This window comes from uncultured Abyssibacter sp., from assembly GCF_964000955.1.
In the GTDB taxonomy this organism is placed as follows: domain Bacteria; phylum Pseudomonadota; class Gammaproteobacteria; order Nevskiales; family OUC007; genus Abyssibacter.
This window is the reverse complement of record NZ_CAXFCL010000325.1, coordinates 1-12468: the sequence shown is the minus strand read 5'-3', so window position 1 is coordinate 12468 and position 12468 is coordinate 1. Positions and strand designations below refer to the sequence as shown.

13 protein-coding genes are annotated in these 12468 nt (G+C 63.7%); 2 read left to right on the top strand and 11 right to left on the bottom strand.

Going from position 1 to position 12468, the window contains the following annotated elements; genetic code table 11:
• From lpxD to rpsB, 11 genes are all read right to left on the bottom strand, one after another.
• Positions 1–970 (bottom strand): UDP-3-O-(3-hydroxymyristoyl)glucosamine N-acyltransferase (gene lpxD / locus ABNS06_RS15765; protein ID WP_348675558.1); only part of this gene is annotated, 970 nt, incomplete at its 3' end.
• 23 nt (positions 971–993) lie between these two features.
• Positions 994–1497, bottom strand: a complete 504-nt coding sequence (locus tag ABNS06_RS15760) for an OmpH family outer membrane protein (protein WP_348675557.1) — start codon at positions 1495–1497, stop codon at positions 994–996.
• A gap of 27 nt (positions 1498–1524) precedes the next feature.
• On the bottom strand, positions 1525–3837 hold the full coding sequence (gene bamA, locus ABNS06_RS15755) for an outer membrane protein assembly factor BamA (RefSeq protein ID WP_348675555.1): 2313 nt from the start codon (positions 3835–3837) through the stop codon (positions 1525–1527).
• Positions 3838–3855: 18 nt separating this feature from the next.
• The gene (rseP, locus tag ABNS06_RS15750) at positions 3856–5229 is read right to left on the bottom strand and encodes an RIP metalloprotease RseP (protein WP_348675554.1); all 1374 of its coding nucleotides are present in this window, start codon (positions 5227–5229) and stop codon (positions 3856–3858) included.
• On the bottom strand, positions 5222–6424 hold the full coding sequence (ispC, locus tag ABNS06_RS15745; RefSeq protein WP_348675553.1) for a 1-deoxy-D-xylulose-5-phosphate reductoisomerase: 1203 nt from the start codon (positions 6422–6424) through the stop codon (positions 5222–5224). Before ispC ends, rseP begins: the two co-directional genes overlap by 8 nt.
• Positions 6421–7248, bottom strand: a complete 828-nt coding sequence (locus tag ABNS06_RS15740) for a phosphatidate cytidylyltransferase (RefSeq protein WP_348675552.1) — start codon at positions 7246–7248, stop codon at positions 6421–6423. The genes ispC and ABNS06_RS15740 overlap by 4 nt, the downstream gene beginning before the upstream one ends.
• Complete coding sequence (gene uppS / locus ABNS06_RS15735; RefSeq protein WP_348675551.1) at positions 7248–7961, bottom strand: polyprenyl diphosphate synthase; 714 nt, start codon at positions 7959–7961, stop codon at positions 7248–7250. The genes ABNS06_RS15740 and uppS overlap by 1 nt, the downstream gene beginning before the upstream one ends.
• A 38-nt stretch (positions 7962–7999) precedes the next feature.
• Complete coding sequence (gene frr / locus ABNS06_RS15730; RefSeq protein WP_348675549.1) at positions 8000–8557, bottom strand: ribosome recycling factor; 558 nt, start codon at positions 8555–8557, stop codon at positions 8000–8002.
• On the bottom strand, positions 8554–9288 hold the full coding sequence (gene pyrH, locus ABNS06_RS15725; RefSeq protein ID WP_348675548.1) for a UMP kinase: 735 nt from the start codon (positions 9286–9288) through the stop codon (positions 8554–8556). The genes frr and pyrH overlap by 4 nt, the downstream gene beginning before the upstream one ends.
• Before the next feature lie 118 nt (positions 9289–9406).
• Positions 9407–10276 carry a translation elongation factor Ts gene (gene tsf, locus ABNS06_RS15720; RefSeq protein WP_348675547.1) on the bottom strand — a complete coding sequence of 290 codons (870 nt, stop codon included), beginning with the start codon at positions 10274–10276 and terminating at the stop codon, positions 9407–9409.
• A gap of 23 nt (positions 10277–10299) precedes the next feature.
• Complete coding sequence (gene rpsB / locus ABNS06_RS15715) at positions 10300–11049, bottom strand: 30S ribosomal protein S2 (protein WP_348675546.1); 750 nt, start codon at positions 11047–11049, stop codon at positions 10300–10302.
• Between the two features lie 231 nt (positions 11050–11280).
• Here rpsB and map point away from each other — a divergent pair, with 231 nt between their 5' ends.
• Both map and ABNS06_RS15705 read left to right on the top strand, forming a co-directional pair.
• Positions 11281–12063, top strand: a complete 783-nt coding sequence (gene map, locus ABNS06_RS15710) for a type I methionyl aminopeptidase (RefSeq protein ID WP_348675545.1) — start codon at positions 11281–11283, stop codon at positions 12061–12063.
• On the top strand, positions 12063–12468 hold a 406-nt coding region (locus ABNS06_RS15705; protein ID WP_348675544.1), incomplete at its 3' end, for a DUF294 nucleotidyltransferase-like domain-containing protein. The genes map and ABNS06_RS15705, both read left to right, overlap by 1 nt.

Genomic DNA, 12468 nt, shown 5'->3' with positions numbered 1-12468 from the left:
TGCCGAGACGACGCAGCCGCGCAACCTGCTTGCGCCACTCCCCGTTCGTCGTCACCGGCCAACCGGACGAGTACGTGCCCGGTTCCTTGATGGATCGGCTTACAAGCGTCATGCCAGTAATGATCACCTTGTCGGTGATCTCGATATGTCCGGCCACGCCAACGGCGCCACCGAGCATGCAGTAGGCACCGATCGACGTGCTGCCGGCAATCCCGACCTTGGCCGCAATGGCGGTATGCGCACCGATGGTGACGTTATGAGCAATCTGGACCTGATTGTCGATCTTCACACCATCGCCGATCACCGTGTCCTCCACGGCGCCGCGGTCGATGGTGGTGTTCGCACCAATCTCGACATCGTTGCCGATCACCACGGAGCCAAGCTGTGGCACCTCGATCCAGCGCCCGGAATCCATCGCCAGGCCAAACCCGCGTGACCCGATCACCGCGCCGGGATGCACGGTGCAACGCTCGCCCAGCGTGACACCCTGCTCCAGCGTCGCGTTCGCGCCGATACTCGTGTCATCGCCGATAACGCAGCCCGAACCGATGACCGCGTTGGGACCAATCCGCGCGCCAGAACCGATCCGTGCACCTGCACCGATGCTGGCGCCGGCGGCAACAGCCACGTCGTCGGCCAGGACGGCCGAGGCGTCAATGGCCGCGCCGGGGGCGGCACCCGCCGTCACGCCACCGTCCGGCACGAACTCGGCCGCGACCCGGGCATAGGCCAGATAGGGATCGGCGGCAATCAACGCCGGAATCGCGAGGCCCTGTGCATCCGCTTCGGCGACGATGACCGCGGCGGCCCGGGTCTCGTCCAGATAACGGCGGTATTGCGGATTCGCCAGAAAGCTGATCGCGCCGCCTCGCCCGTTGGCCAGGGTGCAGACACCGTCGATTTCCACGCTGCCGTCACCGACCAGACGCAGTTCATGGCGTCGCGCCAGTTCGTCCAGGCGAATCCCCATCGGCTCCGTTATCCGCTTGCTGCCTAGTTGGCAGCTTCCAGACGGGCGAGCACCTTGGCGGTGACATCAACCGCTTCGCTGGCAAAGACCGGATCCTGCAACACGAGATCGTAGCTGCCTTCCTTGGCCACCGCCTCGATGACCTCGGAAATCTGGTTCATCAGCGTCTGGGCCAGCTCCTTTTCCCGCGCCGCGACATCCTCGCGGAACTTGCGCTCGGCGTAGTTGAAATCGATACGGCGCGTATTGAGGTCCTTTTCCGTGCGAGCCCGCTCGGCGGCGCTCATCACGTCGGCATTGCGCTTGAATTCCTGGAGATCCTCGGACAGCGACTTGCCATCCTGCTCCAGTTCCTTCGCGCGCCGCTCGAAATCGGCCTTCATCTGCGCTTCCATCTTCTTGTACTGCGGTGATTCCTTGATCAACCGCTGCGACTGGATGGTGGCGATACGGATCTCCGCCATGGCATTCCCGGTCCAGGCAACACCTGCGATCAGGAGTCCGACAATCATCAACGTCTGTTTCATAACACTAGGGGTTTGGTTCGAGTTGGGTTAGAAGCCGGTTCCGAATGTCAGCTGGAACCGGTCGGTTTCGTCCTCGGGCTCGGGACCGATCGGAATCGCGTAACTCAGATCGAGCACGCCGAGGAACGGTGTGAACCAGGTATAGGCAACACCATACGAACTGCGCAGCTCGCTGGTCTCGAAGTCATTGACCTCGTTGAACACATTACCGACATCATAGAACACGGACAGGCGCGTGCTCTTGTTGTCGGTCTCCAGCGGCGTCGGAATGATCAGCTCGTTCTGCGCATAGATCCGGAACTTGCCGCCAAACGGGTTGTTGAAACGGTTGCTCGGGGTGTCCCGCGGGCCCAGCGTACCATCCCTATAGCCACGCACCGAGCGCGATCCGCCCGCGAACAGGCGCTCGTAGGGCGGGATCAGTTCCGTGTCGCCGTAGCCGTCAGCCCAGCCGACCGAAGCGTTGATCTCGCCGAACAGGCCTTTGTAGATGGGCACGTACTGCTGGAAGTTGTAGAACGCCTTGAACACCTGCAGATCGCTGCCGGGAATCGTCAGGTCCATGGTCAGTCGATGCAGGGCACCGCGCGTGGCGAAGATCGTCCTGTTCCGCGTGTCGCGGATGATGCCGGTACGCAGTTCGAAGTTGTAGAACTTGGTGCCCTCGGCGATCACGAACTCCAGCACCTCATTCGAGGTGATATTCTGGTTCGCGAACGTCTCGATGGTCACCGCTTCCAGTCCGCCACCCAGCCGAATCGATGTGTATTCGGACAGCGGGAAGCCATAGGTCAGCGACGCGGTCGCCGTATTCGTGTCAAAGCCGGAGCTGAAGCGCACGACCTGCTCGGACTCGCGATACCGCAGATCAACTGTGCGGCTGATCCCTTCCGGCGTGGCATACGGGTTCGTCCAGCTACCCGAGATCGAGCGCGAGAATTCGTTCGATTCCACCGACGCGCTGACCCGATTTCCGGTACCCAGGAAATTGGAATGCGTGACGCTGCCGGTGAGCAGGAAACCCTGTGATCCGGAGAAGCCCACCCCGAGCTGAACGGAGCCCGGCGGCCGCTCGACGATCTCGAAGTTCACGTCGACGAGATCTTCGGTGCCGGGCACCGGCTGCGTGTCGACCGTGGCGTCCTCGACGAAGGCCAGACGGGCCAGACGCACGCGGGAGCGCTCCACCGCGGCGCGCGAGAACACGGCACCTTCGAACTGGCGCATCTCGCGACGCAGCGTTTCGTCCTGGGTCTTCAGATTGCCGGAGAAGTTGATCCGCCGCACATAGACGCGCGATCCCGGCTCGACGTACATCGTCACCTTGACGGTCCGCTCGTCCTCGTCAATTTCCGGCAGTGGCCGGACATCGGCGAAGGCATAGCCGAAGTTCGACAGCGCATCACTGATGCGTTCGGCACCTTCGGTGGCTTCCTTGCGGGAGAAGGTATCGCCCGCTTCCAGCAAGACCAGGCGACGGAGCAGGTCCTCGTTGAGGATCAGCTCACCAGCCAGTTCCAGCGACGACACCGTATAGGTTTCACCCTCGGACACGTTGATCGACACATAGATATCCCGCTTGTCAGGCGTCAGCGCGACCTGCACGGAATCAACGTTGAACGTCAGATAGCCACGGTCCAGGTAGTACGACGACAGCGACTCGAGGTCGCCCAGCAACTGCTGCTTGGAGTAGCGGTCGGAACGCTGGAAGAACTTGTAGACCTTGCTCGGCTCGAGCTTGAAGACATCAAGCAATTCCTCGTCGGAAAACGCTTCGTTGCCGACGATGTTGATCTGTTCGATCTTGGCGACGCGGCCCTCCGTCACCTCGACGAAGATGCTGACGCGATTGTCGGAAATCTCCTTGACCTCGGTCTCGACCTTCACGTCGTAGTAGCCATTGGCGTAGTACTGACGCGTCAGCTCCTGCTGCACCTGATCGAGGATCACGCGGCGAAACAGCTCGCCCTCCTTCAGGCCGGCCGACTCCATCGCCTCGTCGACCTCCTCGCCCTTGATCTTCTTGTTGCCCTCGATCTCGAACGAGGCGATGGCCGGGCGCTCCTCGACCCTGACCAGCAGCGTGTCGCCCTCGCGCCCGAGCGCGACGCTTTCAAACAGGCCGGTCTGGTACAGGGCGCGGATCGACTGCTGACCGGTTCGCGCATTGAGTTCATCACCGGCCGTGACCGGCAGATAGGTCAGAATCGTGCCGAGTTCCAGGCGTTGCAGCCCGACGGCCTGGATGTCGTCGATGACAAAGCTGTCGTAGGCAGAGGCCGTTGCGGACAGAAGGCATGCAACAAACGCCCCCAGGATCCGTGATGTCACGGTTCGCATGATGTTTCGTACTCGGATTTATCCAATGAGCCGACTGATATCGTTATAAAAGGCCAGGCTCATCAACATGAAAAGAAGCAGCAGCCCGATCTGTTGGCCGGCCGCCTGAACGGATTCGGAAATCGGGGAGCCCTTCACCAGTTCGATCAGATAATACAGCAGATGCCCCCCATCCAGCACGGGCACGGGCAGCAGATTCAGCACACCCAGACTCACGGACACGATGGCCATGAAGCTGAGAAAGGTCACGATGCCCGCCTGGGCCGAATACCCGGCGTACTCGGCAATGTGCAGCGGCCCAGACACGTTCTTCACCGACACGTCACCGGTGATCATGCGGCCGATCATCCGCAGCGTCAGCCACGACATCCTCCAAGTCTGCGACATCGCCTCACTGACCGCCGCCAGGGGACCGTAGCGCACCTGGACCCGTCGCTCGGCGTAGAACCCTTCCGGAATCAGCGGCCCGGCACCCAGATAGCCATAGGCGCCGGAATCATCGTCCTGGCGCTCCAACCTGACGACACGCGAGATCGATTCACCGTCGCGATCCACCACGACCTCCACCGCCGCGCCAGGATGGTCACGCACCCAGTCACGCATCTGCGTCCAGGTGTCGAAGCGTTGCCCGTCAATGGAGACGACGCGATCCCCGCCTTGCAGGCCGGCGCGTGCCGCTGGCTGATCGGCGACCACGCTACCCAGCACCGGCTCCACGTCGAAACTGGGCGTGGTCATGCCGAGCCGCTCGAACAGGCGCTGCGGGTCAGCGGTCGCACCGGTCAGGTCCAGCACATGTGTCTGCGTGGTCCCATCGGCAGCCCGCACGTCCAGGGGAACGGTGTCCCCGCTTAGCGCGGCCTCGATGAGCCGGGGACGCAATTCATCCCAGCTCTGGATGCGATGACCATCGAGCCGGGTCACGATCATGCCCTGCTCCAGCCCCGCCTGACTGGCCAGGGTGCCATCCGGCACCGGACCGAGTTCGGGCCGCAGTGCGGCGGAACCGACGATGAACACCAGCCAGTAGGCGGCGATGGCGAGCAGAAAATTGGCGCCGGGGCCGGCCGCCACGATGCAGATCCGTTTCCAGACCGGCTGCACGTTGAACGCCATGGCGCGTTCAGACTCGGCGACCGCACCCTCGCGCTCATCGAGCATCTTCACGTAACCGCCCAGCGGGATGCTGGAGATCGCGTATTCCACGCCACTTCGAGGTGACACCCGCGTCCAGATCGGACGACCGAAACCGATGGAATAGCGCAGCACCTTCACCCCGAGGCGCCGCGCGACCCAGAAGTGGCCGAATTCATGAAACGCCACCAACACCCCCAGCGCGACGATGAAGGCCGCCGCCGAGAGCACCACATTGGCAAATGGTAGATCAAGCATGCCGTCTTCGCCCCTCCCGGTTGCCGATAAATTCCCCCGCGAAACGTCGAATTTCGCCGTCCATCGCGAGGATGGCGTCGATGCTGTCGGGCGATGCCTCCGAACCCGCCCGTGACAGGCTGGCATCGATCACCTCGGGAATCTCCGTGAACCGCACCGCACCCCGCAGAAACGCATCCACGGCCACTTCGTTGGCCGCATTCAACACCAGCGGCGCCGCCCCGCCGGCGACCAGGGCCTCACCGGCCAGACGCAGACAGGGAAAACGCTCCAGATCGGGATCACGGAACTCCAGCGGACCCGCCGCGACCAGATCCAGCGATCGGACGCCGCCATCGAGCCGCTCCGGCCAAGCCATGCCGTAAACGATGGGCGTGCGCATGTCCGGCTCGCCAAGCTGCGCCAGCACCGAGCCGTCGGCCATGCGCACCATCGAGTGCACGACGCTTTGCGGATGCACGATCACCCGGATTCGACCTGCCGGCAACCCGAACAGCCAGGCGGCCTCGATCACCTCGAGTCCCTTGTTCATCATCGTCGCCGAATCGACGCTGATCTTGCGCCCCATCACCCAATTGGGGTGGGCACAGGCGGCATCGGGCGACATGTCGGTCAGTTGATCCAGCGGCGTGTCGAGAAACGGGCCGCCTGAGGCCGTGAGCAGAATCTCCTCGACCCCGGTGGGCGCAAGGCCGCAACGGAAACCGCCCGGCAGACACTGAAAGATGGCGTTGTGCTCACTGTCGATCGGCAGCAGCTCGGCGCCGCCCGCCTCAATCGCGTCCATGAGCAGCGCGCCGGACATCACCAGCGACTCCTTGTTCGCCAGCAGTACCCGCTTGCCCTGTCGCGCCGCGGCGAGGGTCGGCAACAAACCGGCCGCGCCGACAATCGCTGCCATGACCTGCTCGGCGGACGGATGCTCGGCAACAGCCAGCAGCCCGGCCTCGCCCGGCACCACCTCGGTCGGGATCGAGTGCTCACGCAACAGGGTCGACAGCCGAGCCGCGGCGTCGGCATCCACCATGGCGACGAGGTCCGGCCGATGACGCTGGCAGATCGCCAGCATGCCATCCACGTCACCGCGGGCCGACGCCGCGACACAGCGGAAGCGGTCCGGATGCCGTTCGATCACATCCAGCGTGCTGGCGCCGATACTGCCGGTCGCCCCGAGAATCGAAATGCCGACGCTCACGCGCCCAGCCAGCGAAGCCCGAGCGCCAGCACCGGCGCGGCCGCGAACAGACTGTCCAGCCGGTCGAGAATGCCACCGTGACCGGGCAGCAGATGGCCGGTGTCCTTCACCTGCGCCTGCCGCTTGAACATGCTCACGGTCAGGTCACCGACCACGGAAAACGCAACGGTGATCAGACAGACAATGACAAACCCCGGGATACCCAGACGCCCGGGTTCAAAGACGAAGATCGCACCGAGAATCGCGATGAGCCCCGCCGCGGCAAAGCCCCCGAAAAACCCCTCCCAGGTCTTGCCGGGACTGATCTTGGGTGCGAGCTTGCGACGCCCGAACCGGTGCCCGGCGAAGTACGCGCCGGTGTCCGCGGCCCAGACCAGCGCCAGCAGCAGCAGAACATGCAGCGGACCCGAGTTTCCGGGGTGGCTGTGCAGGAGCATGATGCCCAGATAGGCCGGAATGAACACCAGCCAGCCCGTGGTCACCGCCAGCCCGGGCGCGATCCGGCCATTGCGGAAGACCGCGGGATAGGCGCGCAGCCACACCGCAGCCCCAATCCACCAGAGCAATCCGATCACCAGGGTCGCGTCCACGATCGGGCTGGCCTTGTCCTGGCCGAATGCGGCAATCAGCAACGCGGCCGCCACCGGGGTGAACACCACATGCCAGGAGGTATTGGCCAGGGCCGACAGCCGGGTCCATTCCTCCACCGCCAGCAACACGACCAGCGCCAGCACCGCACCGACGGCCCAGGCCGGTCCGAACCAGATCAGCGCCAGCGCGATCGGGCCCAGTACCAGCGCGGTGGCTACCCGCTGCCACAACATCAGGAACTGACCTCGGCGAGCCCACCGAAGCGGCGCTCGCGATCACCAAACCAGTCCAGCGCATCCAGCAGGCAGCGTCCGTCAAAGTCCGGCCACAGCACCGGTGTGAAATAAAGCTCGGTGTAGGCGAGATCCCACAGGAGGAAGTTGCTGACGCGCTGATCGCCGCCGGTGCGGATGAACAGGTCGGGATCGGGCCAGTCCGCCAGATCGCGGTAGCGAGCCAGGCAGTCTTCATCGACGTCGGTCGGGCTCAGTACGCCAGTCGCGATGTCCTGCGCCATTCTTCGCGCGGCCCGCGCCAGATCGTCACGACCGCCATAGCCGACCGCGATGGCCAGGTGCATCCGCGTGTTGCTGGACGTCAGGGTCTCGGCCTGCGCCATCCGCTCGCGCAGTGCAGGGGCCAGGCGCGCGTGATCACCGATGAAGCGCAGGCGCACACCGTTTTCATGCAGCTCGGCCACCTCGCGGTCCAGCGCCTTCATGAACAGTTCCATCAGGAGCTTCACTTCCTGGATGGGGCGTGCCCAGTTCTCGCTGGAGAACGCGAAGACGGTGAGGTATTGCACCCGGGATCGGATGGACTGCTCGACCAGGGCGCGCAACGCGCGAACCCCGGCCCGGTGCCCGGCTGTTCTCGGCTGGCCGCGGCGGCGGGCCCAGCGGCCATTGCCGTCCATGATGACGGCCACATGTTGGGGAATAGACACGATGCTCGACGTCCTGAACCGTCCGAAACGACCCGGCTCTAGACGGCCATCATCTCCTCTTCCTTCGCCGTCAGCTTGGCATCCACCTTGGCCACGTGCTCGTCGGTGATCTTCTGGATGTCCTGCTCGGCGCGACGCAGGTCGTCCTCGGAGATCTCGCCTTCCTTCTGCAACTCCTTGAGATCGGAGTTCGCGTCGCGGCGCACATTGCGTATGGCGACACGGGCGTTCTCCGCCTCGGCGCGCACCACGCGCACCAGGTCGCGGCGACGCTCCTCGGTCAGCGGCGGCAGCACGATGCGGATCACGGTGCCGGCGGTGTTCGGGTTCAGGCCCAGATCCGACTTCAGCAGTGCCTTCTCGATGATGCTGACCATGGGTTTTTCCCAGGGCTGAATCACCAGCGTGCGGGCGTCCTCACTGTTGATGCTCGCGGCCTGGGACAGCGGCACATCGGAGCCGTAGTACTCGACCGAAACATGGTCGAGCAGGCTGGGGTGGGCGCGCCCGGTGCGGATCTTGGTGAACTCCTGCTGCAGCACGTCAATGCTCTTGTCCATGCGCTGCGAGGCGTCTTTGAGAATATCCTGGATCATTGGTTCGTCCCGTCTACCAGAGTGCCGACGCTGGTATCGCCGGTCACGATTTTCATCAGGTCGCCGTCCGCCGTCATGTCATAGACGCGCAGCGGCACCTTGTGGTCACGACAAAGCACGATGGCGGTTTGATCCATCACCTTCAAGCGCTTGTCGAGAACCTCGTCGTAAGTCACGCGATCGTAACGCGTTGCCGAGGGGTCACGCATCGGATCGGCCGAATAAACACCGTCGACCTTGGTCGCCTTGAGCATGAGATCGGCATCGATCTCGATCGCCCGCAGGCTGGCCGCCGAATCGGTGGTGAAGAACGGATTGCCCGTCCCGGCCGCGAACACCACCACCCGCCCCTTTTCCAGATGACGGATCGCGCGGCGGCGGATGTATTCCTCGCAGACCTGATTGATGCGGATCGCCGACATCACACGGACCTTCTTGCCGGCCCGCTCGATGGCATCCTGCAAGGCCAGCGCGTTGATCACCGTGGCCAGCATGCCCATGTGGTCACCGGTAACCCGGTCCATACCGCCACCGGCCAGCCCCTCGCCTCGGAAGATGTTGCCTCCACCGACGACGATGGCGACCTCGACACCGATATCCATGACCTCGCAAACCTGTCGAGCGAGCTGCGCCAGAACCTCCGGCGAGATTCCGAAGTCGGCGTCCCCGAGCAGGGCCTCACCGGAAAATTTGAGCAGGATCCGCTTATGAACAGGTTCGGGCATCGACATCTCCGGTTGAAGAACTCCAGTGTGACGCGATTTTCGGGCATGTGCGCCCCAAATCGCCCCGACAGTCGTCTGTCGGGCAAAAAAAGGCCCCGGAGTCCGGGGCCTCGACGTGCAAGGTTCAGGCCGATGCGCGCGCTTGCGCCATCACCTCTTCCGCGAAGTTCGTTTCTTCCTTCTCGATGCCTTCGCCGACCTCGAAACGGATGAATCCGGTGACCGCCGCGCCCGCCGCCTTGAGCAGCTTCTCGACGGTCTGGTCCGGGTCCTTCACGAAGGGCTGACCGTACAGCGTGATCTCGGCGAGATACTTGTTCAGACGGCCAACAACCATCTTCTCGATGATCTCGGCCGGCTTGCCGCTGTCGGCCGCCTGAGCGACCAGAATGTCCTTCTCGCGCTGACGCACGTCCGCCGGCACATCATCCGCCTTGACGAATTCCGGCTTGCTGGCCGCGATGTGCATGGCCAGATCGCGCGCGAGCGACTCGTCGCCGCCGCTGAGGCCGACCACCACGCCAATGCGCTCACCGTGCAGGTAGTAGCCCAGCGTATCGGCTTCCAGCGTCTCGAAGCGACGGATGTTGATGTTCTCGCCCACCTTGGCCACGAGGGCGCGACGACGCTCGTCGAAGGTTTCTCCACCGACGCTCGCGCCGGTCAGGGCCTCGACGCTGTCGACGCCGCCGGCGGCCACGGCTTTCGCCGCGTCTTCCGCCAGCGCGACCAGGCCGTCATTCTTGGCGACGAAGTCGGTCTCGCAGTTGATCTCGACGATCGCGGCCTTGCCGCCGTCGACATGAACACGCACGAGACCCTCGGCGGCCACGCGGGACGCCTTCTTGTCGGCCTTGGCCTGGCCTTCCTTGCGCATCTTCTCGATGGCGGCCTCGATATCGCCGTCGGTGGCCTGCAAGGCACGCTTGCAATCCATCATCGCGGCGCCGGAACGCTCGCGCAGTTCCTTGACTTGTGCAGCTGTAATAGCCATTTCGACTCCGAAATCTGGTTCGATCAGGACGCGGCGGGCGCGTCTTCGGTCACTTCCACGTACTCGTCGCTCTTCGCGGCGCCGGTCGTCACCACGCCGCGCCCGTCGAGCACCGCGTCGGCGATGGCACTGGTGTAGACGCGGATGGCGCGAATCGCGTCATCATTGCCGGGAATCACGCAGGCCAGACCGTTGGGCGAGTTGTTGGTGTCGACCACGGCCACGACCGGAATACCCAGCTTGCGGGCTTCTTCCACGGCGATCTTCTCGTAGCCAACGTCGATGATGAACAGCGCGTCGGGCAGGCTGTTCATCTCCTGGATGCCGCCGATGGAGCGCTCCAGCTTTTCCATCTCGCGACGCAGCTGCAGGCCTTCCTTCTTGGTCACACGGTTGATGGAACCGTCCTCGACCATCTTCTGCAGCACTTCCAGGCGGCGGATCGACTGCTTGACCGTCTTGAAGTTGGTCAGCATGCCACCCAGCCAGCGCTGGTTGACGTAGGGCATGCCACAGCGCTCGGCGGCGGCCTGAACGTCTTCACGCGCGGCACGCTTGGTGCCAACGAACAGCACCTTGCCGCCATTCGCGGCGAGACGACCGACGTAGCTGCAGGCGTCCTTGAGGAGCGGAAGCGTTTCCTCGAGGTTGATGATGTGAATCTTGTTGCGATGCCCGTAGATGTAAGGTTCCATCTGCGGGTTCCAGTAACGGGTGCGATGCCCGAAGTGAACGCCGGCTTCCAAGAGCTGGCGCATGGTGATATCAGCCATGTCTTTTAAGTCCTGTTTGTACGGGGTTGGGCCTCCACGCTGCCCGCCATGCCGATTCCGCGAACGGAACACCCCGCATGACGTTGATTGGAGCGTGTGAGAAGTTAGGATTCGCCGAAGAAAACTCGCGACCGGAGGCCTCGAATTGCCTTTGCGGCGCGCGATTTATACCATAACGCTCATTCCTAATCCAAGCGCCCACCCGGGCGCTTTTTTGACTCCGGACCCCGAATGCCTGTTTCGATCAAAACCCCCGAAGAGCAAGACGCCATGCGAGTCGCCGGCGCGCTGGCAGCCGATGTGCTGGTGATGATCGAGGAACACGTCAAGCCGGGTGTCACGACCGGCGAGTTGGACGCCATCTGCCACGACTACATCGTCAACCAGCAGAAGGCGGTTCCCGCCCCACTCGGCTATGGCGGTGGTGGTGGGCGCCCGCCGTTTCCGAAGTCGATCTGCACCTCCGTCAATCATGTTGTCTGTCACGGGATTCCGGGCAGCAAGAAGCTCAAGCGCGGCGACGCCCTGAACATCGATGTCACGGTGATCAAGGACGGATTCCACGGCGACACATCAAAGATGTTCTTCGTCGGGGAGCCGAGCGTCCGTGCGCAGCGTCTGGCCGATGTCGCGCACGAATGCATGATCGCCGGCATCCGCCAGGTGCGGCCGGATGCCACGCTGGGCGACATCGGCGCCGTCATCCAGCAGCACGCCGAATCCAGCGGATTCTCGGTCGTGCGCGAATACTGCGGACACGGCATTGGCCGCGTCTTCCATGAGGACCCCCAGGTCCTGCACTATGGTCGCCCCGGCACCGGCATGAAGCTGAAGGCCGGCATGACCTTCACGATCGAGCCGATGATCAACGCCGGTCGCAAGGAAACGCGGTTGCTGCCGGACCAGTGGACCGTGGTCACCAAGGATCATTCGCTGTCCGCGCAATGGGAGCACACCGTGCTGGTCACCGATGACGGTTTCGAGGTTCTGACCCTGCGCAACGGCGAGATGTAATGGACACCGAACTCGCTTCATTCGGAGTCGAGGACGAGCCGGACGTCATCAGCGCACGCAAGCTGGACAAGCGCCTGGCCGAGGCCGGCACCGACGTCACCGCGTTACGCGGCGTTCTGAGCTGGGGCCGCGATCTCGTCTCGACCAATTTCTACGCTGGCGTCTCCGCGCATGCGCTGGTGCGGGCCAATTCCCGCCTGACCGACCAGACACTGGCCCATCTGTGGAATCACACGCTGGGCGACGCCGCCGATACGCTGGCACTGGTCGCGGTCGGTGGATACGGACGCTCCGAGCTGCTGCCGCATTCGGACATCGATTTGCTGGTGCTCTATCCGGAAGCCGGACTGGGCGATGCCGAGCGCCTGCTGGAGCAGTTCCTCACCGCGTTGTGGGATCTGCGTC